Genomic DNA, 21,250 nt, shown 5'->3' with positions numbered 1-21,250 from the left:
AGGACGTTGACCATGCGCCAAGCGCAAGCGCTGCACTTCCCCACCCATGACGGTGTCGAGCTGCATTACCGTCATTGGCCTGCCACCCGCAACGAACACCAGCCACGCCGCGCCGTGGTGATGTTCCACCGGGGCCATGAGCACGGCGGGCGCATGGCCCACCTGGCCGATGAGCTGGACATGCCGGGCTACGACTTCTTCGCCTGGGATGCCCGCGGCCACGGCCGCTCGCCAGGCGCGCGTGGCGACAGCCCGGGGTTCGCCACCAGTGTGCGCGACGTGCAAACCTTCATCGAACACATCCAGGCCCACCACGGCATCGCCGAACAGGACCTGGTGGTACTGGCACAAAGCGTCGGCGCCGTGCTGATCGCCACCTGGGCCCACGACTACGCGCCCAAGGTGCGCTGCCTGGTGTTGGCCTCGCCAGCGTTCAAGGTCAAGCTGTACGTGCCGTTTGCCCGCCCAGGCCTGAAGCTGCTGAAGGCCTTGCGCGGCAATTTCTTCGTGAATAGCTACGTCAAGCCGCGCCTGCTCACCCACGACCCTGAGCGGGTGATGTCGTACGTGGCCGACCCGCTGATCAGCCGGCCCATTTCGGTAACCATGCTGCTGGGCCTGTACGAGGCCGCCGACCGCGTGGTGGCCGACGCCCAGGCCATCCAGGTGCCGACCCAGTTGCTGGTGTCCGGGGCTGATTTCGTGGTCGAGCGCCAACCGCAAGAACGGTTTTTCGACCGGCTCGGCAGCACACGAAAGGAGATGCACATACTGCCCGGGTTCTTCCACGACACCTTGGGTGAACGTGATCGGGCCCATGCCCTTAGGCGCATCGAACGGTTTGTCGACCATTGCTTCGCCAGCCCCGCCGCGTTGCCCTCACTGCTGGATGCCGACAAGACCGGGGCCAGTTGCGCCGAGGCAGAAAGCCTGGCTGCGCCGCTGCCGCGCAACTCGCCACGCGACCTTTACTGGCGCGCCACCCGCGCCGGCTTGAGCCTGGGCAAGGGGCTGTCTGCGGGGGTGAAGCTCGGGTTTGACACCGGCTTCGATTCTGGCAGCACCCTCGACTACGTGTACCGCAACCAGCCGACCGGCAAGGGCAAACTGGGGCGCCTGATCGACCAGAACTACCTCGACGCCATCGGCTGGCGTGGCATACGCCAACGCAAACTGCACGTCGAGCAATTGCTGCGCCTGGCCATCGCCCACCTGCGTGAACAGCAACGGCCCGTGCACATCGTCGATATCGCGGCTGGCCATGGCCGCTATATCCTCGAAGCCCTTCAAGGCCTTGAGCAGTTGCCAGATTCGATCCTGCTGCGCGACTACAGCGAACTGAACGTTCAGCAAGGCAGCGCGCTGATCCGCGAGAAGGGCCTGGCCGACATCGCCCGATTCGTCCAGGGCGACGCCTTCGATCGCCAGAGCCTGGCCACACTTGAACAGCCCCCAACGCTGGCCGTGGTTTCGGGGCTGTACGAGCTCTTCCCCAGTAACCAACTGGTGGGCAATTCCCTCGCCGGGCTGGCCGACGCCATAGAGGATGGCGGCTACCTGGTCTACACCGGCCAGCCATGGCACCCGCAACTGGAGATGATTGCCCGCGCCCTCACCAGCCACCGCGGTGGCGAGGCTTGGGTAATGCGCCGGCGCAGCCAGGCCGAGATGGACCAGCTGATTGAGGCCGCGGGCTTCCGCAAGCTGGCCCAGCGTATCGATGAATGGGGCATTTTCAGCGTCAGCCTGGCACAGCGGGTGCGCTGAGTGAGCCCGCCACGCGAGCACGGGCTGATTCGCCGGGGCGTGTTCTGGCTTCTGCTGCTGGGGCCGTTGTTCTTCCTCAGCTATGGGCTGGCGAACAATTACACGGCTGGGCGCAGTGATGTCGGCAGCCTGGTGTTCGGCTGGGAGCACGGCATGCCGCTGTGGCCCTGGACGATCATCCCGTACTGGTCGATCGACCTGCTGTACGGGTTGTCCTTCCTGCTGCCGCGCACACGCCAGGAAATGGACCGCCATGCGCTGGCGCTACTCAGCGCACAGGTGATCAGCGTCTGCTGTTTTCTGCTGTGGCCGCTGCGGTTCACCTTCGAGCGGCCGGGCCTGGACGGGCTGTTCGGCTGGCTGTTCGATGTGTTGATGGGCTTCGACAAGCCATTCAACCAGGCGCCTTCGCTGCACATCGCTTTGCTGGTGATCATCTGGGCGATGTTTGCCCGGCATGTGCAACGCCAGCCCTGGCGTTGGCTGATGCATGGCTGGATGGCGCTGATCGGGGTGTCGGTGCTGACCACCTGGCAGCACCATTTCATCGATGTGCCCACGGGGGCGCTGGCGGGGTTTGCCTGCCTGTGGCTGTGGCCGCAGCAAGGGCGCCTGCCCTTTCAGGCGGCCCGTCTTGCTCAGGATGCCAAGCGCTGGAAGGTTGCCGCTTGTTATGCCTTGGGCGCGCTGCTGTGTGTACTCCCTGCCGCTGCGATGGGCGGGGTTTGGCTGTGGTTGAGTTGGCCGGCGGTGTCGTTGGGGCTGGTGGCGCTGAACTACGCCGTGTTCGGGGCGGGTGGTTTTCAGAAGGGTGATGACGGGCGCTTGTCGCCTGCAAGCCGGTGGCTGCTGGCACCCTATCTGGCGGGCGCGTGGCTCAATTCGCGGTGGTGGACCCGGCGCCATCCACAGGCCGACCAGGTGTGTGATGGTGTGTACCTGGGGAGAATCCCAGGGCGCGACACGCAGTTCGCTGCAATTGTTGATCTGTGCGCAGAACTGCCGTGTAACGCAAACCATTGTAGGAGCGGCCTTGCGTCGCGAAAGGGGCGCGAAGCGGCCCAGGGTTTTCAGCTTCGCAGCAGAAACTGTCGGGGCTGCTCCGCAGCCCTTTCGCGACGCAAGGCCGCTCCTACGACGATCGCGTCAGCCCTTGACTATCAGTGTTTCGCTACCCTGGATCTGATAGCGCCAGACGTTGCCCTGCTACAGCAGGCCGCCAACGCCATCGAACACCTGCGCGCCCAGGGCCCGGTGCTAGTGTGCTGCGCTTTAGGCTACTCGCGCAGCGCCAGCGCCGTGGCCGCGTGGCTGCTGCTCTCCGGCCGCAGCAGCGACGCCCAACAGGCAGAAGCGCTGATTCGCCAAGCACGCCCCGGCATCGTACTGCGCAACGCGCATCACCAGGCTCTTCAGCAACTGGGAGCACAGCCATGAACCTGCGCGTGGCCGCCAGCCTGCTGGGCCGAGGCCAACAGCTGGAGCGCCTGTCCGACGGCCTCACCTTGCTGGCCCTGGCGTATGGCCTTTCACCGCTGCTCAATGCCCCGCTGCATCCGCTGGCGAGCCTGCTGTGCAGCGTGCTGCTGGTGCTCGGCGTGTTCCACAAATACTGGGCCATCCGCGTGGCTATCGATGCCGAACTGTTTGCCCACCTGGCCAATAGCGCAGACCTGCCGGCTGACACCCAGGCCCTGGACCGCGCCCTGTTCGAACTGAAACTCAAACCACAGGCCACCGACGGCCGCGCCTGGCCTGCCCGCAGCCGGGCCGCACTGGGCCTGTTGCGCCGTCAGGCCGTATGCCTGGGCCTGCAGCTGTCGCTAGCCTTGGCTACCCTGCTGACACTGCCTGTGAAGGGATGACCACCTGCCTATGCTCGCCAACCTGACTGCTTACGTCATCACCTCGGCCGCCCGCCTGATTACCGGGGCCCGCGCCCTCTGGCTGGGGTGCTCGGCGCTGCCGGTGCAGCGCCTGTATTTCGCCAACCACAGCAGCCACGGCGACTTCGTGCTGCTGTGGGCCTCGCTGCCGCAAGGGCTGCGCCAACGCACGCGCCCGGTGGCCGGCGCAGACTACTGGGCCAGGCCGGGCATCCGCGACTTTCTTATCCGCAAGGTCTTCAACGGGGTACTGATCGAGCGCCAGCGCAGCGAAGGGCAAGGCAACCCTTTGCAGCCGGTGCTGGACGCGGTGGCCCAGGGCGACTCGCTGATCTTCTTCCCGGAGGGCACGCGCAACCTTGGCGACGAACCGCTACTGCCCTTCAGAAGCGGGTTGTATCACCTGGCAGCCGCCCACCCGCAGGTCGAACTGGTACCGGTCTGGATCGCCAACCTCAACCGGGTGATGCCCAAAGGGCGCGCCTTGCCATTGCCATTGCTGTGCACCCTGAGCTTTGGCGAACCGCTGCACCTGCACGCCGATGAAAGCAAGCAGGCGTTTCTCGAGCGTGCCAGCCAGGCCCTGCTGAACCTGGCCCCCAAGGATGCCTGACATGGACAACAACACCCTTTCCCTGTTTGCCGGCATCGGCGCCCTGCTGCTGCTGGCCAGCGTGGTCGGCCGCCTGCTCAAATGGCGCGCCGGCCCGGCGCCGCACGCCGTGATCGACAACCTCAACGCCCGCATCAATGCCTGGTGGGTGATGGTGGTGGTGATCGGCATTGCCTTTGTGTTCGGCAAGTACGGTGTGATCGTGCTGTTCTACGGTGTGTCGTTCTATGCCCTGCGCGAATTCATGACCCTCACCCCTACCCGGCGCAGCGACTACCCGGCACTGGTGGCAGCCTTCTACGTGGCACTCCCGGTGCAGTACGTGCTGATCGCCATGGACTGGTACGGCCTGTTCAGCATCTTCATCCCGGTGTACCTGTTCCTGCTGCTGCCGATCCTCGCCAGCCTGGGCGGTGATACCACACGGTTCCTCGAGCGTGCGTCAAAAGTGCAATGGGGCTTGATGATCGCCGTGTACTGCGTGTCGTCGGTGCCGGCCCTGATGACCCTGGACATCCCCGGCTACGAGGGCCGCAACCTGTTGTTGATCGCCTGGCTGATTCTGGTGGTGCAACTCAGCGACGTGCTGCAGTACGTGTGCGGCAAGCTGTTCGGCAAACACAAGGTGGCGCCCAACCTGTCCCCCTCCAAGACCGTCGAAGGCCTGGCCGGCGGCGTAGCGCTGGCCACCCTGATCGGCGCCCTGCTGTGCTGGATCACGCCCTTCAGCTTCTGGCAGGCCGCGCTGATGGCCTTGGCCGTGAACGCCATGGGCTTCTTCGGCGGGCTGGTGATGTCGGCTATCAAGCGTGACCGTGGGGTGAAAGACTGGGGGCACATGATCGAAGGCCACGGCGGCATGCTCGACCGCATGGATTCGGTGTGCTTCGCAGCGCCAGTGTTCTTCCACTTTGTGCGGTATTGGTGGGCATAGCGCGACCAGACAGCTGGACGTCGAGCCCAGGCAACTGCGGCTCGGCCGATGGCCCTATGGTGACCAGTCATTTAGCCAGTCACCAGGAGTTGTGCCATGTCCGATTTCATCACCGTCCTGCGCGAAACCTGCCCCACGCCGGTCGTGGACGCCACCAAGTGGAAGCGCATCGGCGGCGATCCGCACACCGTCAACCTCAATGCCTACCTGTCGGCCGACGGCAGCAAGATCATGGGCACCTGGATCTGCACCCCGGGCAAGTTCGAGGTCAATTACGATAAGTGGGAGTTCTGCCACTTCCTCGATGGCTACTGCATCATCACCCCGGAAGGCGAAGAGCCGAAGCACCTGAAGGCCGGTGATGTGTTCGTCATTGAACCGGGTATGAAAGGCACCTGGGAAGTGGTCGAGACCGTGCGCAAGTATTTCGTCTTCGCCTGATCAGACACTCTACAACTAACTCTGTGGGAGCGGGCGCGCCCGCGAAACAGGCAGTGTGGTAGATGGCACCGGCTTTGCCGGTGTTCGCGGGCATGCCCGCTCCCACAGGGTTATGTGGCGCCTGGAGAATCGGGGCAAAAAAATCGCGGGGCAAGTGCCCTTCCCTCTGGTGCGCAGTTACAGAGGGAAGGCCACCTGGCCCGCGATGAAGCCCACCTCTTGCGTCAATCTTTCTTGCGATACCCCTCTACGATAGCTGAGAAGTCCTTGCCACCCTCGCCACGCAAGCTCATGGCCTGATACAACTGCTGGGCCACAGCCCCCAGGATCACCGGCTGGTGTGCCTGGCGCGCCGCTTCGGTCGCCAGCCCCAGGTCCTTGAGCATCAGTTCGGCGCCAAAGCCACCGGTATAGCCACGCGATGCTGGCGCGGTTTCGATAATGCCCGGCCATGGGTTGTAGGTATCCGAGCTCCAGCAACGCCCGGTCGAACTGTTGATGATGCCGGCCAGCACCTGGGTATCGATGCCCAGCGCATTACCCAGCGCCATGGCCTCGGACACGCCGATCATCGAGATACCCAACAGCAGGTTGTTGCAGATCTTGGCGATTTGCCCGGTGCCCACCTCGCCGCAGTGGACGATATTGCGGCCCATCTGCTCCAGCACCGGCTTGAGGCTGGCGAACAACTCGGCGCTGGCACCGACCATGAAGGTCAGCGTGCCGGCTGCCGCACCGCCGGTGCCACCGGACACCGGCGCATCGCCCATGTCCACGCCCTTGGCCGCTGCAGCCTTGGACACATCACGCGCGGTCTGCGGATCGATGGTGCTGCAGTCCACGGTGGGCGTACCGGCACGAATGCCGGCCAGCACGCCATCTTCGTTCAGGTATACGCTGCGCACATGGACAGCGGCAGGCAGCATGGTGATCACCAGCTCGCTGTTGGCCGCCGCGTCCTTGGGCGACGGGCTGATCTGCCCACCCAGTTCGGCCAGCTCGGCGAGTACAGCCTTGTTCAAGTCGAACAGGTTCAACTGGTGCCCGGCCTTGATCAGGTTGCGGGCCATGGGCGCGCCCATGTTGCCCAGGCCAATGAATGCGATACGCATGAGGAACTCCTTAGCGCAGGCTGATGGTGGTGTTCACGCCGTCGTTGACGCTGTCGTCGTCGAACCAGCGGGCAGTGACAGTCTTGGTCTGCGTGAAGAACTGCACCACTTGCTTGCCGTATGGGCCAAGGTCGCCGAGCTTGGACCCACGCGAGCCAGTGAAACTGAAGAACGGGACCGGCACCGGGATCGGAATGTTGATACCCACCTGGCCCACGTCGATCTCGCTCTGGAACTTGCGCGCGGCCGCCCCGCTTTGGGTGAACAGGCCGGTGCCGTTACCGAACGGGTTGGCGTTGACCAGGGCGATGGCCTCGTCGAGGGTATCGACCTCCAGGGTCACCAGCACCGGGCCGAAGATTTCCTGGGTGTAGACCTGCATGTCAGTCTTCACACCCGAGAACAGGGTTGGGCCAACGAAGTTACCTTGCTCGTAACCCGGCACCGTGACGTCGCGGCCATCGAGTTCCAGCTTGGCGCCTTCCTTGATGCCGCTTTCGATCAGGCCCAGCACACGCTCCTTGGCGCGTTTGGAAACCACCGGGCCGACATCGGTGCCTGGCTCACACCCGGCATTGACCTTGAGCTTGCTGGCTGCTTCCTTGATGTCCGGCAGCCACTCACGGGCCTTGCCCACCAGCACCGCTACCGAGGTGGCCATGCAGCGCTGGCCCGCCGCGCCGAAGGCGGCACCGACCAGGGCATTGATGGTTTGCGTACGGTTGGCATCGGGCAGCACCACGGCGTGGTTCTTGGCGCCCATCATCGACTGCACGCGCTTGCCGTGCTGGCTGCCCAGGTTGTACACGTGGGTACCGACGTCGGTAGAGCCGACGAAGGAAATCGCCTTGATGTCCTGATGAGTGCAAATGGCATCCACCACCTGCTTGCCACCGTGCACCACATTCAGCACCCCGGCCGGTACGCCGGCTTCCAGCGCCAGCTCGACCAGCAGCATGGTCGACAGCGGGTCCTGCTCGGACGGTTTGAGCACAAAGGTGTTGCCGCAGACGATGGCCATGGGGAACATCCACAGCGGGATCATCGCCGGGAAATTGAACGGCGTGATGCCAGCGCATACACCGATAGGCTGGCGCAGGGTGTAGGTATCGACACCGCCGGCGACGTTTTCGGCGAATTCACCCATCTGCAAGGTGCCGATGGAAGCAGCGTGTTCCACCACTTCCAGGCCGCGGAAAATATCACCCTCGGCGTCAGCCAGGGTTTTGCCCTGCTCGGCGCTGAGCACCTGGGCAATGCGCTTGGTGTGTTCGCGAATAAGCGCCTGCAGCTTGAGCATGATGCGCATGCGCGCGCCAATCGGGGTGTCTCGCCAGGTCTTGAAGGCACGGTGGGCAGCGGCTACCGCTGCATCGACTTCTTCTACCGTGGCGAACGGTACGCGCGCCAGCACCTCTTGGGTGGCCGGGTTGACGATGTCGCGCCATTCGGTGGTCTTGGACTCGACCCACTGGCCGTCGATCAGCAGCTTCACCTGGTCGACCTTGGTCGGGTTCGGGGATTGCGGTGCGTTCATCTGCGTTCTCCTTGGAATTATTGTCGGGACGAGATCGCCAGCGCCAAGCAAACGCGAGGTGGCGTCCTGAGGCTTGTTTCGAGTATAGATGTGCAAACATCCAACAAGAACGCACAAAAAAACCGGATCATCATGCAAAAAGATCTCACATCCCTGAGCGCGCTCAACTGGGACGATTTGAAGTTTTTCCTTGAAGTGGCCCGTACCCGCAAGGCCAGTAGCGCGGCAAAACGCCTGAGCGTGGACTACACCACGGTATCGCGCCGCATCAGCTCGCTGGAGGGGGCGCTGGGTACCTTGCTGTTCGAAAAGTCGCGCACCAACGGCTTTGTTCTCACCGCCGAGGGCCAGCGTTTGCTGGGCTATGCCGAGTCGATCGAAAGCACGCTGCACATGGCGTGCGAGCAGGTATCCGGGTCGAGCGTGGCGTTGTCGGGGCATGTGCGCATGGGCTGCACAGAAGGCTTCGGCAGTTTCTTCATTACCCCGCAGTTGAGCCACTTCGTCGACGCCTACCCGGCCATTTCAGTGGATATCCTGCCGCTGCCGCACTTCATCAGCCTGTCCAAGCGCGAGGCGGATATCGTCATCGCCCTGGAGCGGCCCGAGCATGGGCCTTATGTGTGCTGCAAGCTGTGCGACTACAGCTTGCGGCTGTATGCGACGCAGGGCTACCTGGACAGCCATGCGCCGATACGCCAGGTGGCTGACCTGGCCAGGCACCCGTTCATCAGTTACGTGGACGACCTGGCGTTCAGCTCAGAGCTCTTGTACCTCGCCAACCTGATCCCCGGCGCCACTGCGCATCTACGCAGTACCAGTGTGATTGCACAGTACACGGCGGCGTTGCAGGGCCGCGGGCTGGCGATCCTGCCGTGTTTCCTGGCTGCGCAGGATCCACGGCTGGTCACGGTGTTGCCAGAGGACATCGAGGTGACCCGGCAATTCTGGATGTATTGCCGGGAGGACCTGCGCAAGCTGAAGCGGATCACCCTGTTGTGGGATTACATTCGCGGGGTGACCGAGGCGAATGCGCCGTTGTTGATGGGGCAGACCCGGGAAATGCGCTTTGCCCAGCAGTGACGGGGCTCAGTAGGACGCCACCACGATGGACACGCGCCGGTTCTCTGTACGCCCGGCGCTGGTGCGGTTGTCTGCCACCGGCTGGCTGCTGCCCAGGCCCTGGCTCTGGATGTTCTGCGGCTGCATGCCGACCCCGACCAAGGCTTTGGCCACGCTCTGCGCGCGGCGCTCGGACAACTCCTGGTTGTAGGCCGCCTTGCCCGACGAGTCGGTATGCCCGTCTACCCGCACACGCTGGATACCCACGCCCAGCAGTGCCTTGCCGATCCGCTCGACAATCGCCTGGCTCTGGCTGTTGAGGCTGTCCAGGTCACTGCCGAACAACACTTTGCCAGACAAGTCATACGCCCAGCCTTCATCGGTGGGGGTAAAGCCTTCGCGCTTGAGCACGGCAATCTGTTCCGGGGTCAGCCCCTTGGGCGGCGCGCTTTGGCAGCCGGTCAGCGCCAGCACAGCGAGCAACAAGGCCCACAGTGGAAAACGTAAAGCCTGTATCACGGGTTCAGCTCCTGTTGTCGATAGGGTTGGCGGACCGTTCCGTCTGCGCCACTTGCCAATGGCCACGCCGTTTGCGCTTGGCCTGATACATCGCCGCATCGGCGGCACTCAGAAGACTGGCCGGGTCGGCGCCGTCTTCCGGGTAATAGGCGATACCGACGCTCACCGACGTGGCGACACTGCGGCCGCTGTCCAGCGGCACCGGCAGCTTCATGCTGGCGACGATTTTTTCGGCAATGTGCTCGGCATCCCGGCGCGTTTGCAAGGGCGTCAGCAGCACGGCGAATTCGTCACCGCCCAAACGTGCAACCAGATCATGCTCACGCAACTGGGCACGCAGGCGCTCGGCCACGCTGATCAGCACCTCGTCCCCCACCGCATGGCCCAGCGTGTCGTTGATCTGCTTGAAATGGTCACTGTCGAGGAACAGCAGCGCCATGTGATCCTGCTGGCTGGCTGCGTTGCGCACGCTGCGGCTCAGGCGCCCTTCGAAGAAGGCGCGGTTGGGCAGGCCGGTCAGGCTGTCGTGGCTGGCCTGGTGGGCCAAGGTCTGGTTTTCGCTCTGCAGGTGGCTTTGCCACACTTCCAGTTCGTCCAGCAGGGCGTTGAAGTCATTCCCCAGCTCGTTGAGCTCGGCAATCGCCGTTTCCGGCACACGCCGATCGAAGCTGCGCTCGCGGCGGGCGGCGTGGGCGACGCTGGCCAAGCCGCGCAGCGGCCGGGTGATATCGCCGAGCAGGCGCCGCGACAGGTACTGGGCAGCCAAGGCGCTCAAGACCGTGCAACACAGAATACCGGCAAGCCCCCCCAGCATGAACAGCAACAGGCTACGCCCCTGGCCAACCAGTTCGATGCGCCCGATCTGTTGCTGCTGGTGCATGATCGGCAGCTTGACCGGTTCGTCCAGCAACGCGCTGGCGACCTGCGCTTCCAGCAGGGCAAGCATGCCCGAATCGGCACGCTGCCAGCGCGCCAGTTGCTCGCCTTCACCATTGAATACCCTGGCCTCGGCCACTTCCTCGGCGCTTGCGATCAGCCCCAGCGCTTCACTGGCGGCGGCACTGTCATCGAACACCACCGCCGCCTCCACGGTGTAGCTGATCGACCGGGCAATCAGTTGCAGGTTGTGATTGGCGTAGGCGCTCAAGGCCAGCACGCCCAACAGGGTCAAGGAAATACCGGCCAGGCCCACGGCCAGCAAGGCGACATTCAAGTGTGCACGGCCCAGCACCGAGCGCAGGGTTGGGCGCAGGCTGCGCTTGCGGGTCGGCTTCATGGTTGCACCGCCCGGCGCCGCGACAGTTGCAGCACGCTGGGGTGAATGCGCACCCCGGAGCGCGCCACCGAGTCAAGGTTGACCTCGAAGGCCACCTGCTGGTCGCTGACCCGCAGGCAGAACAGGCTGCCGAGGGTGCATGGGTCATTCGATTCGCTGATGCTCAGGACCGGGTAGCCGCTGACCCGCTCGAACAGCTTGTCACGCTGGCGCTGGTCGAGCTTGCCGATGTAGATCGCATCACACGCCTGAGCGACCTGACTGTCATCTGCCAGCAAGCGCTTCACTTGCAGCGGGCGGCCAGACGCCTGCACCTGGCCCTTGATCAGGTCATCAGCGTATTCGGTGGGGCCGACCAGGCACAGGCGTAATGGAGACGGCTCCACCGGCCAGCGCGCGTAGCTGAAAATACCCAGCACGACCTGGGTGACGGCCTTGGCCCGTTGCTGCGCCTGGGCGTTGGTGGTTGCGGTGTCCGCCCGGGCAGGATCCGTAGCGATAAACAGGACGGCCAGCAATAGCGAAACCGCACAGCTTGTCACACGTCTTGCGGCCACATGCATGTGGGGAATCTCTCAAAGTCCTTTCTGGTCTCGGCGCAACGATAGCACATGGCCGCACCACTGTAGAAAGGCAGGCACCGCGGTGGTTGGCACGGGCTGCGCCCGTGTTCGCGGGCATGCCCGCTCCCACAGGGGATCTCCACCTGGTTTCGGCCGGGGTCAGACTTGCTCCAGCATCAACCCGGAAATGCGCCTTACCTTGCGCGACACCGCTTCTTCGAAAATGCCCTGGCGCGGCTCGACCAGGCTGAAACAGTGCTTGGCGCGGGTGATCCCGGTGTAGACCAGCTCCTTGGTCAGCACCGGGTTCAGTGCGTCGGGCAGTACCAGTGCGGTGTGGCCGAACTCCGAACCCTGGGACTTGTGCACCGTCATGGCAAATACCGTCTCCACTTCATTCAGGCGGCTGGGCAGGACAAAACGCACGCCGCCGCTGCCGTCATTACGCGGGAAGGCCACCCGCAGCAGCGGCTCGCCGCGCTCGTCCGGCAAACGCAGGGCAATGCCGATGTCGCCGTTCATCAGGCCCAAGCCGTAGTCGTTGCGGGTGACCAGCACCGGGCGCCCTTCGTACCAAGGCTGCTGGCTATCGATCAGGCCGGCGCCGTGCAGCACCCGCGCCACCCGCTCGTTAAGCCCTTCGACGCCCCAGGCACCGCGGCGTACCGCACACAGCAACTGGAAGTCCTCGAAACTGTGCAACACCTTGCCCGCCCACTGCTCCCAGGCGGGGTCGTCGAACGGGGTATCCAGCAACGGCCGATAGCGGCCAAGGGTACGCAAATAACTGCGGTACCCTTGTGGCCCTTCGCTGCCCTGGTTCAAGCCGTCGAGCAGCAGGCGGTCGAAGGCGCGGTCCTGCTCGTGCCTGAGCACCAGGCTGTGCACATCAGCCGGTGGCATGGCCAGCAGGTTGCGCGCCGCGTGGGCGTCCTGCCGGTTGACCAGCCGCGCCAGCTGGCCAATCCCGCTGCCTTCGCCAAAGCGCCGCGAAAAGCGCAGCATCACCACTTGCTGGGCCAGCGGGTTGCGCTGTTCATCGCCAACCTTGAGGCCACTGCCAGCCAGCGATTCGCCACTGACCTGTTCGAGCCAGCTGGCGGTGGCCGGCGCGTAGTAGCCTTCTTCGGCGTCCCGGCACAAGTCACCCAGCACGGCACCGGCCTCGACCGAGGCCAGCTGGTCCTTGTCACCCAGCAATACCAGGCGTGCCCGCGCTGGCAAGGCGTCGAGCAGGTTGGCCATCATCTCCAGGTCGATCATCGAGGCTTCGTCGACCACCAGCACATCCAGCGGCAACGGGTTGCCCGCATGGTGGCGGAAGTGCCGCGAACCCGGGCGGCTACCGAGCAGGCGGTGCACGGTGCTGACGTCGGTCGGCACCTGCTCGCGTACCTGGGCACTGACCTGCAGGCGCTCGACCTGCTGGCCAATGGACTCGGTCAGGCGCGCAGCGGCCTTGCCGGTGGGTGCCGCCAGGCGGATACGCAATGGCCTGCCCTGCTCCACCGCCGGCGCTTGCAACAACGCCAGCAGGCGCACCACCGTGGTGGTCTTGCCCGTACCGGGGCCGCCGGTGATGATGCTGAAGCCGGCGCGGGTGGCCAGGGCGCAGGCGAGCTTCTGCCAGTCCACCTGGCCTGCCGCGGCGCTGCCCTCGAACAACTGCGCCAGGCGTTGCGGCAAGTCCGCCGGCGCTGCTTCAGCCTGGCTCAGGCGCAGGCGCAAGGTGTGGTCGATACGCCGCTCGTAGCTCCAGTAACGGCGCAGGTACAGGCGCTGGCCGCTGAGCACCAGGGGGCGCGCCTGCTGGCCCGGTGCGTCGCCAGCGGCCACCAGCGGGCTGGCAACGATGCGTTGGCGCCATGCTTGCAAGTCGAGGTTGGCCAGCAATTGCGAAGGCAACAGCAACGGGCCGGTCAGTGCGTCGCCCTCTGGCGGCAACGACAGGGCAAAGTCGGGCTCGGTCAGGGTTTGCTGCAGGTCGAGGCAGACGTGGCCGTGGCCCAGTTGATGGCTGGCCAACGCTGCGGCAAGCAGCAGTAAGGGGTCACTGCCTGGGGCCCGCTCTTCCAGAAATGACACGAACGCACGGTCAAGCGGCCGTAGCCAGCCGCGTTCGACCCAGCGGTCGAGCAGTTGCAGCAGGTCACCGCTGTCAGTTTGCGGCGCCAGCGCCAGCAGGTACTCGGCGTGCAATGGGGTGGGCAACAGGTCGACAAGGCTGCGACTCATGGCATGACTCCGGCAAACAGGTCCTGCTGGGTGGGCGGGTGCTCGCCACGGAACAGCGCATCCAGGCTTTCGATCAATTCACGCGGTGGCTTGGTGAAGTAAACGCCGTGCCCGCTGCTGCTGGCGCCCCGCAGGAAGATGAACAAGGCACCGCCCACGTGGCGGTCATAATCGTAATCCGGCAGCCGCGCGCGCAGTTGCCGGTGCAGGGCCAGCAGGTACAACACGTACTGCAGGTCGTAGCGGTGTTCGAGGATGGCTTTTTCCATGGCCAGGGCATCGTAAGCCTGGGTATCCGGGCCAAGCCAGTTGGATTTGTAGTCGGTCACGTAATAGCGGCCGTCCAGCTCGAATACCAGGTCGATGAACCCTTTGAACATGCCATTGAGCAGCGTCGGCTGCGCCGCCGGGCGCGCCAGGCCGGGGTGGGTGTGGCGTGCTACCAGACGATCCAGCTGCTCGGCGTCGACGCGCTGGCTGGCGAACCAGAACTCCATTTCGATCTGGTAAGTGCACAGCTCCCCGAGCGTCACGCTCTGCCCACTGCCGGGCAACGGCAAGGCCTCGCTCAGCAAGCGCTGCATCCACTGGCTGAGGGTGGGGATCCAACCCGTCCAGTCTCGGCGGTTGCAGCGCTGGCCAACGGTTCGCTCGATCAACTGCGGGTTACGGCTTACCAGGCTAAAGCCTTCGCGGCCTGCCCACTCCAGCAGACCGTGCAGGAAGGTGCCGGGGTTCGGCCCCCGCGGGAAGCGGTGGATATCACCGCTGTCGGCCGGGACTTCACGCAGCACCTGCACATCGACGACTTCGTCATCCTGCAGTTGCTGGGCCTGCGAGCTGTCGGCACCGAGGGTTTGGTCACCAACGCGCAGGGCGCTGTAGGAGGCGATCCACCAGTGCTCAGCGGCGGCGCGGCGTGGCTTGCGTGCCGGCAGTAATTCACGTTCGGCGTGGGGCATGCGATACACCTGCTGCTGCGCCGGCGGCAGGCCTGGGCAGGCGATGTGCGGGCAACCCGCGGCCAGGGCCTGCAACCAGTCGGCCAACTGCGCCGAACTGGCCAGGGCAAGGCCGCCACCCAGCAGATACCCCAACGCCGAGCGGTGCAACTGCGACGTTTTCTGGTTGCCGCGCTTGAGGTCGGCGACACCCAGCCAGCAGGCATGCTGGGCACGGGTAAGGGCCACATACAGCAGGCGCAGGTCTTCGGCCAGGCGCTCATCGTCGGCGCGTTCGATCTGCTCCTGGCTTGGGGTCAGGGTAAGGTGGGCGTGGCCTTCAGGGTCGTGCCAGGCCAGCGGCAGCCGGCTACCGTCCACAGGTTTGCTGGTGCAGATGAACGGCAGGTAGACCAGCGGATACTCCAGGCCCTTGGACTTGTGGATGGTCACCACCTTGACCAGCTGTTCGTCGCTTTCCAGGCGCAGAATCTGGTCCTCGCCAGCCTGGCCAGAACTGGCCAGGTGCTCGGCCAGGTGGCGAATCAGCGCCTGTTCGCCATCCAGCTCGCCAGCTGCTTGCTGCAGCAACTCGGCCAGGTGCAGCAGGTTGGTCAGCACCCGTTCGCCATCGCTGCGGCGGATCAGCGTGCGCGGCAGCTGGAAGTCATGCAGCAGGTGGCGCAGCATCGGCAGTACGCCCTGGCGCTGCCAGGTTTCGCGGTAGTAGCGGAACCGCATGACCCAGCCTTCCCAGACCCGCTCGTCCTGGTTCAAGCGGTCCAGCGCGGGCAACGACAGGCCTAAGGTAAGGCTGGCCAGGGCCGCCTTGAGCAGGCGCTCCGAATCGGGCTCGGCGCAGGCCTTGAGCCAGGCCAGCAGGTCGTGGGCTTCCTGGGCAGCGAACACCGAGTCCTTGTCGGACAGGTACACACTGCGTACATCGCGTGCGGCCAGCTCGGCGCGCACCAGCTGCGCTTCGTGGCCATCCCGCACCAGAATGGCGATGTCTGAAGGCAGGCAGGGGCGCAGTGCGCCTTCGGCACTGCGGAAACCGGCCGTGCCTTGCTGGCCGCCATTGAGCAAATCGACAATGTGGCTGGCGCAGCTGGCGGCCAGTTGCTGGCGGTAGACACTGCCGGATACCGGCTCTTCGCTCTGCAGCTGCCAGCATTGCAGGGCAGCGCTGGCTTCGCCGTTGATCACCAGCTGTTCGCTACGGCCTTTGGCGTGCACCTCGATGAACGGCAACGGGTTGTCATCGGCACCGCGGAACAGGAACGCCCCGCGCCCTCCCTGACGCGCCTCGGCCTGCAGGAACACCTGATTGACTGCCGCCACCATGGCCTTGCTGGAGCGGTAGTTGGTGTCCAGGCTGTGCAGCCGACCGCTGGTGGCCCGCCGTGCGGCGAGGTAGGTGTAAATGTCTGCACCGCGGAAGGCGTAGATCGCCTGCTTCGGGTCGCCAATCATGAACAGGCCGGTGTCCGGGCGGTTTTCGCTGATCTGGTAGATACGCTCGAAAATGCCGTACTGCACCGGGTCGGTGTCCTGGAATTCGTCGATCAGGGCCACCGGGAACTGCTCACGAATCAGCCCGGCCAGACGCTCGCCGGCTTCACTGGCCAGTGCGTGCTGCAAGCGCACCAGCATATCGTCAAAGCCCATTTCTGCCCGCCGGCGCTTCTCCACTTCAAACCGTGCCGAAACCCAATTGGCGGCATGCTCGAGCAGGAGGGCATCCGGGCTATCCAGGGCTTGCAGGTGTTGCGCCAGGGTCTGCATGGCATCCAGGCCTGGGTGCGCGGGTGGCTCGCCCTTCCAGGCCTCGGCCATGCCGGCCGGTGTCAGGCGGGTGAAGCCGGTACCGAGGTCGAGCTCCACCTGTTGTTCGTCCGTAGCCCACGCGTGGAGCTTGTCGAACCAGGGTTCGAAATAGCGCGCCTGCATCTTGCGGCCGTCGACCTGCTTGGCAGCCAGGGCATCGCGGCAGATCTGCCGCAGCTCTTCGGCCCACTGTAGCCAAGGTGCCTTGAGCCGGGCCAACTGTTCGCTGCGCTGCTGCAACGATGCCTCGATCAGTGCCGCCGGTTCCGCGCCGTGCTGCTCGGCCCGCACCCGACCGAACAAGGGGCGGATGCGCGGGAGCAAGGCGTCGGGGCTGACCCAATGGCTGCGCACCCACGCCAGCGCTTGGCCTTGCATGCTGTAGCAGAACCGCCGCCAGTAATCGCGCATGACTTGGCCCAGCAGCTCGCTGTGGTCGGTTTCCAGGGTCTGGGTGAACAGGCTGCCGCTGTCAAAAGCGTGCTCGCGCAGCATGCGCTGGCACCAGCCGTGAATGGTCGATACCGCTGCTTCGTCCATCCACTGCACCGCAATTTCCAGGCGCCCGGCACAGCGCGGCCAGGCCTCTTGCGGGTAGTCGTCACGCAGTTGGTGCAGCAAAGGGTCGGCGCCCTCCAGCTCGCCACGGAAGAAGCGTGCAGCTTCTGCCAGGCGGGCACGGATACGCTCGCGCAACTCCTTGGTGGCGGCGTCGGTGAAGGTCACCACCAGAATCTGCGGTGGCAGCAGTTCGCGTGCAAAACCCTGCTCGCCGCCATGCCCGAGGATCAGGCGCAGGTACAGGGCGGAAATGGTGAAGGTCTTGCCGGTGCCGGCACTGGCCTCGATCAGCTGGCTGCCATGCAAGGGGAAACTCAACGCCAAGGGGCGGGCCTGGGTCATGCGCCTTTCTCCGGGTTGCCCAGGGTCTGCCAGGGTGCGGTGAACAATGGGCGGTACAAGGTTTCGCACCAGCCTTCAAAGGTTTCGTCGGCGGTGAGTGCGGCGAAATCACGGAACTGCCGAGCCAGGGCGATGCTTTCACTGCGCTCGCCGAAACTGTTGCGTTCATCGCCCTCGTAGGCGCGGGCCGCAGCGGCCAGGGCTTTGTCGGCATCGTCGTGGGCCAGCCAGGCAAAAGCGGTTTTGGCGGCGACCGACAGGGGTGCGTTCATCGCGGCCTGGCGCGCCACCAGCAGGTCGCCCAACAGTTGCCCGGCGGCGCCTTGCGGCAGCGGTGCCAGCAACAGGGTCAGGTCGCTGGCGACCAGGGCGCTATGGTAGGCGTAGCCTGCGGCACAGGCCGCCAGGTGGGCGACCCAGGGCGCGATCAGGCGGTGCCACTTCAGGTTGTTGCGCCCCGCACTGATGGTGTTGGGCACGGTGGTAATACTCAGAAGGCTTTGGTCGTCGGCCTGGAATACCCGCCCCAGCCAGCCTTCGAGACGGTGCCGGCCGTGCTCGAAATGAACGGGCAAAGCGCCCTCGACCAAGCGCGGCCAGCGTTGCAGCAACTGCTGGTGGCGTTGCAGCAGGTCGGGTAACGGCTCGATCAACTCGCTTTGCAGCAGCTCGCCGAACCCCGCCAGTGGCAGCACGCCGCAAGCCTGCAAACGCCGGGCCTGAGCCTGCAGGGCCTGCTCGGCGTTGCCCGGTGCGGCCAAGGCGACACCGAGCAGGCTTTCACTGGCGCCGTAGCGCTGCAGGGTGTCGAGGGTGAAGGGTTCTTCGTCCGGGGTCGGCGCCTCCAGCGCTTCGAAGTACACCTTGAGGCGCTGACTGAAGAAATGCCGAACCGGGTGGCGCAGAAAGTCACTCAGCTGGGTCAGGGTAAGCGCTTCATCATCCTGATAGGGCGCCAGGGCTGTTTCGCCCTGCGGGTCGCACTCGCTCTGCTGGTGCAACACTTGCCATTCGTGGGCATAGCTGAACAGCGGGCTGCCCTTCTGGAAGTAGCGCGGGCTGAACGGTTGCAGCGGGTGCTCCTGGGTCAGGGCGTGCAGCAGTTGCTCGCCAGCCTGTGTCGCCTGGCCCTGCTGTGCGCCGTTCAGCTGCCAACCCGCCGCAAGGTGGTCGCGCAACTGCCCGATCAACACCGAGGCCGGGCGTTCGCTGTTGTCACGGATACTGCGCCCGACCCAGCTGACGTACAGCTGGTCACGTGCCGACAGCAGCGCTTCGAGCAGCAGATAACGGTCGTCCTCACGGCGTGAGCGGTCACCGGGGCGGTAGTCGCTGGCCATCAGGTCGAAGTCCAGCGGCTGCTGGGCGCGGGGGTAATCACCATCGTTCATGCCCAGCAGGCACACCACCCGAAATGGGATCGCACGCATGGGCATGAGGGTGCAGAAATTCACCGAGCCCGCCAGGAAACGTTGCGACAGCTTGCCTTGGTCCAGCCCCGACAGCCAGGCCTCGCGTACCACGGTCAATGGCAGAGGGTCCTGCAGGCCGACCGTTTCGCATACTTCAAGCCAGCTATCGCGCAGATCCTGCAACTGGATCAGCAGGAATTCGTCGTGCTCGTCCTCGGCCAGGAAGAACACATGCAACAGGGCATGCAGGCGCTCGCCCCACTGGCTGACGGTGGCCGGTTCGGCCAGGGCCTGGCAGGCGACATCCAGTGCGTCGAGCAGGGCCACCAGCGGGCCGATCAGGGCTGCGTCCAGACCACCGATTTCATCGTACGGCTCAATACCGTCACACGCTTCGCCCACGCCTACGGCATACCCCAACAGCATGCGTCGCAAACCAAAGCGCCAAGTGTTCTGTTCAAGCCCGGCGGGCAGGCCAAGGCTGGCTCGCTGCTCGGCATCGAGGCCCCAGCGAATGCCTGCGCCTTCGATCCAGCGGTGCAGGGTAGGCAGGTCGTTTTCGCGGATACCGAACCGGGCTCTTACCGCCGGGACATCCAGCAGGTCGAGCACTTCGCTGACTGCGAAACGGCTGTCCGGCAGCTTGAGCAGGTGTTCCAGCGCAATCAGCAGAGGTTCCCGACCACGCTGCCCTTGGTCGGTCAGGGTGAACGGTATATAACGCGGGTCATTGCGCTGCAGTTGGCCGAAAACGGCGCGGATGTGCGGCGCGTATGTGTCGATGGCCGGCAGCATGACGATGACATCACGCGGGCGTAACGTGGGGTCGGCACTGAAGCGGGCCAACAGCTGGTCGTGGAGAATCTCCACTTCGCGCTGGGGGCTGTGGGCAATATGAAAACGGATCGAGCGGTCGTTGGCGGGATCGACTGGCGGCCACAGCGCGCGCGTTTCTGCCAGCGGGCGGAGTTCGAGAATGTCGTCCTGCAATTGATTGAGCAGCGTGGCGGGTGAACCGTCGCTGAACAGGTCGATGCGACCATCGCTGAACACGCCTTGGTAGCTACCCGGGTCGTCGTAGCTGTCGAGCAAGTTGATGTAGTCTCGGCCTTGCTTGCCCCACGCAGCCAGTAATGGGTGTGCGTGTTGGTGCAGGGCCTGGTCGTCGAGCTGCAAGGGCATGCCTTGTTTGCGCTGCTGACGCTTGTATTGGTGGCGCAGCAGGTCTTTGTCGGCAACGATGTCCGCCCAGTGGTGGCGACAAGGGTTGTGCACGCACAACAACACCTGGCTGAAGCGTGCGAGGCCAGCCAATGCCTCCAAGGCCTGGGCCGGCAGCGATGAAATGCCGAACACGATCACCCGCGAGGGTAACCCGGGGGGAGCCTGTTCCAGGCTATTGATACGTTCGATGAAGCGCTGGTGCACGCCGGCCCGGCTTTGCGCCATGCCTTTTTCGCCGACGTCTTCCAGCAAGGCCTTCCACAGCTCGGCCTGCCAGCGGTTAGCCGGGGGCAGGGCCTTGCGTTCGCCACGGGCGGTGTTCAGCACGTGCTCACCCGCTGCCCAGTCCCTGAGCCAGTCGGCCCGGTAGACCTGATACTGGTCGAACAGATCGGCCAGGCGCTCGGACAGCTGGTAGCGCTTGCGCAGGTCACCGTCGTCCGTCAGGAAGCGGCGCAACGGCTCGAAGTGCGGGCGCTCGATCAGCGCTGGTAGCAGACGCATCAGGCGCCAGGTCAGCGGCGCTTTGTCGAGCAGGGATACCTCGGGAATTTCATCGCGCCCCAGCACGCTGCGGTACAACTGCCACATGAAGCTGCCGGGCAGTTGAACCTCGATTGCAGCGGCGATGCCGCAGCCACCTTGGTCGTCCTCCAGCGGGTCTTCCGCCAGCGCCAGCTTGAGCCATTGAGCGATACCGTTACTCTGCACCAGGGCGATTTCGTTTTCCAACGGTGCCAGCGGGTAGCGACGCATCCAGCTCACCACAAGGCTGCGCAAATCGTCGAGGCGGTTGCCGTGGACGATCATGAAGCCGGGGTGAAGATGGGTGGTGTGGGGCATCGGAAACTCTCTGGCAGGTGCTGAGCTGAGGTTGGTGGGGGAAACGATATCACGCGTGATACGTTCCCTGGGGGGCATGGCACGGGCTTCGCCCGTGTTCGCGGGCACGCCCGCTCCCACAGGGATTGTTGTGAGGCCAGGGGACTTTTTTGGAG

The 21,250-nt window shown here is 64.8% G+C and carries 15 protein-coding genes; 7 read left to right on the top strand and 8 right to left on the bottom strand.

Annotation, left to right across the window (positions count from 1 at the left end; all coding sequences use genetic code 11):
* Positions 1-12: 12 nt before the first annotated feature.
* From G1E_RS18830 to G1E_RS18805, 6 genes are all read left to right on the top strand, one after another.
* Positions 13-1,767 (top strand): bifunctional alpha/beta hydrolase/class I SAM-dependent methyltransferase, encoded by a 1,755-nt coding sequence (locus G1E_RS18830; RefSeq protein ID WP_047150006.1) that lies wholly within the window; start codon positions 13-15, stop codon positions 1,765-1,767.
* Positions 1,768-3,204 carry a phosphatase PAP2/dual specificity phosphatase family protein gene (locus G1E_RS18825; RefSeq protein ID WP_047150005.1) on the top strand — a complete coding sequence of 479 codons (1,437 nt, stop codon included), beginning with the start codon at positions 1,768-1,770 and terminating at the stop codon, positions 3,202-3,204.
* Positions 3,201-3,632 carry a hypothetical protein gene (locus tag G1E_RS18820; protein WP_009683876.1) on the top strand — a complete coding sequence of 144 codons (432 nt, stop codon included), beginning with the start codon at positions 3,201-3,203 and terminating at the stop codon, positions 3,630-3,632. Before G1E_RS18825 ends, G1E_RS18820 begins: the two co-directional genes overlap by 4 nt.
* 10 nt (positions 3,633-3,642) lie before the next feature.
* Entirely contained in the window at positions 3,643-4,266 is a 624-nt protein-coding gene (locus tag G1E_RS18815) for a lysophospholipid acyltransferase family protein (RefSeq protein ID WP_009683877.1), read from the top strand.
* A 1-nt stretch (position 4,267) separates the two neighbouring features.
* Positions 4,268-5,200 (top strand): phosphatidate cytidylyltransferase, encoded by a 933-nt coding sequence (locus G1E_RS18810; RefSeq protein ID WP_009683878.1) that lies wholly within the window; start codon positions 4,268-4,270, stop codon positions 5,198-5,200.
* A gap of 96 nt (positions 5,201-5,296) precedes the next feature.
* Positions 5,297-5,641, top strand: a complete 345-nt coding sequence (locus G1E_RS18805) for a cupin domain-containing protein (protein WP_003251579.1) — start codon at positions 5,297-5,299, stop codon at positions 5,639-5,641.
* Positions 5,642-5,865: 224 nt separating this feature from the next.
* Here G1E_RS18805 and mmsB read toward each other — a convergent pair whose 3' ends face one another.
* The gene (gene mmsB, locus G1E_RS18800) at positions 5,866-6,753 is read right to left on the bottom strand and encodes a 3-hydroxyisobutyrate dehydrogenase (RefSeq protein WP_029887169.1); all 888 of its coding nucleotides are present in this window, start codon (positions 6,751-6,753) and stop codon (positions 5,866-5,868) included.
* A 10-nt stretch (positions 6,754-6,763) separates the two neighbouring features.
* Positions 6,764-8,290: a CoA-acylating methylmalonate-semialdehyde dehydrogenase gene (locus tag G1E_RS18795; protein ID WP_009683881.1), complete on the bottom strand. Its 1,527-nt coding sequence runs from the start codon at positions 8,288-8,290 to the stop codon at positions 6,764-6,766.
* A gap of 132 nt (positions 8,291-8,422) precedes the next feature.
* Between G1E_RS18795 and G1E_RS18790 the strand changes: the two genes are divergently transcribed.
* Entirely contained in the window at positions 8,423-9,373 is a 951-nt protein-coding gene (locus G1E_RS18790; protein WP_009683882.1) for a LysR family transcriptional regulator, read from the top strand.
* A gap of 6 nt (positions 9,374-9,379) precedes the next feature.
* On the opposite strand, the gene G1E_RS18785 is transcribed toward G1E_RS18790, so the two are convergent.
* From G1E_RS18785 to recC, 6 genes are all read right to left on the bottom strand, one after another.
* Entirely contained in the window at positions 9,380-9,871 is a 492-nt protein-coding gene (locus tag G1E_RS18785) for an OmpA family protein (RefSeq protein ID WP_009683883.1), read from the bottom strand.
* Positions 9,872-9,875: 4 nt separating this feature from the next.
* Positions 9,876-11,147 (bottom strand): diguanylate cyclase domain-containing protein, encoded by a 1,272-nt coding sequence (locus G1E_RS18780; protein ID WP_009683884.1) that lies wholly within the window; start codon positions 11,145-11,147, stop codon positions 9,876-9,878.
* Complete coding sequence (locus tag G1E_RS18775) at positions 11,144-11,710, bottom strand: YfiR family protein (RefSeq protein WP_033690595.1); 567 nt, start codon at positions 11,708-11,710, stop codon at positions 11,144-11,146. Before G1E_RS18775 ends, G1E_RS18780 begins: the two co-directional genes overlap by 4 nt.
* A 159-nt stretch (positions 11,711-11,869) precedes the next feature.
* Positions 11,870-13,945 (bottom strand): exodeoxyribonuclease V subunit alpha, encoded by a 2,076-nt coding sequence (gene recD / locus G1E_RS18770; RefSeq protein WP_047150004.1) that lies wholly within the window; start codon positions 13,943-13,945, stop codon positions 11,870-11,872.
* Entirely contained in the window at positions 13,942-17,616 is a 3,675-nt protein-coding gene (recB, locus tag G1E_RS18765; protein ID WP_009683888.1) for an exodeoxyribonuclease V subunit beta, read from the bottom strand. Before recB ends, recD begins: the two co-directional genes overlap by 4 nt.
* The gene (gene recC / locus G1E_RS18760) at positions 17,613-21,095 is read right to left on the bottom strand and encodes an exodeoxyribonuclease V subunit gamma (protein WP_047150003.1); all 3,483 of its coding nucleotides are present in this window, start codon (positions 21,093-21,095) and stop codon (positions 17,613-17,615) included. The genes recB and recC overlap by 4 nt, the downstream gene beginning before the upstream one ends.
* Positions 21,096-21,250 lie beyond the last annotated feature (155 nt).

It is taken from the genome of Pseudomonas sp. TJI-51 (assembly GCF_000190455.2).
GTDB lineage: Bacteria > Pseudomonadota > Gammaproteobacteria > Pseudomonadales > Pseudomonadaceae > Aquipseudomonas > Aquipseudomonas juntendi.
The sequence above is the reverse complement of the archived record's forward strand: the minus strand, read 5'-3'. Positions and strand labels throughout refer to the sequence as shown.

Excerpts from the sequence above, each read along its gene's own strand:
- G1E_RS18805 (WP_003251579.1), top strand. The coding sequence starts at position 5,297 with ATGTCCGATTTCATCACCGTCCTGCGCGAAACCTGCCCCACGCCGGTC.
- G1E_RS18795 (WP_009683881.1), bottom strand. The coding sequence starts at position 8,290 with ATGAACGCACCGCAATCCCCGAACCCGACCAAGGTCGACCAGGTGAAG.
- recB (WP_009683888.1), bottom strand. The coding sequence starts at position 17,616 with ATGACCCAGGCCCGCCCCTTGGCGTTGAGTTTCCCCTTGCATGGCAGC.
- G1E_RS18775 (WP_033690595.1), bottom strand. The coding sequence starts at position 11,710 with ATGCATGTGGCCGCAAGACGTGTGACAAGCTGTGCGGTTTCGCTATTG.
- mmsB (WP_029887169.1), bottom strand. The coding sequence starts at position 6,753 with ATGCGTATCGCATTCATTGGCCTGGGCAACATGGGCGCGCCCATGGCC.
- G1E_RS18810 (WP_009683878.1), top strand. The coding sequence starts at position 4,268 with ATGGACAACAACACCCTTTCCCTGTTTGCCGGCATCGGCGCCCTGCTG.
- G1E_RS18790 (WP_009683882.1), top strand. The coding sequence starts at position 8,423 with ATGCAAAAAGATCTCACATCCCTGAGCGCGCTCAACTGGGACGATTTG.
- G1E_RS18820 (WP_009683876.1), top strand. The coding sequence starts at position 3,201 with ATGAACCTGCGCGTGGCCGCCAGCCTGCTGGGCCGAGGCCAACAGCTG.
- G1E_RS18830 (WP_047150006.1), top strand. The coding sequence starts at position 13 with ATGCGCCAAGCGCAAGCGCTGCACTTCCCCACCCATGACGGTGTCGAG.
- G1E_RS18815 (WP_009683877.1), top strand. The coding sequence starts at position 3,643 with ATGCTCGCCAACCTGACTGCTTACGTCATCACCTCGGCCGCCCGCCTG.
- G1E_RS18780 (WP_009683884.1), bottom strand. The coding sequence starts at position 11,147 with ATGAAGCCGACCCGCAAGCGCAGCCTGCGCCCAACCCTGCGCTCGGTG.
- recC (WP_047150003.1), bottom strand. The coding sequence starts at position 21,095 with ATGCCCCACACCACCCATCTTCACCCCGGCTTCATGATCGTCCACGGC.
- recD (WP_047150004.1), bottom strand. The coding sequence starts at position 13,945 with ATGAGTCGCAGCCTTGTCGACCTGTTGCCCACCCCATTGCACGCCGAG.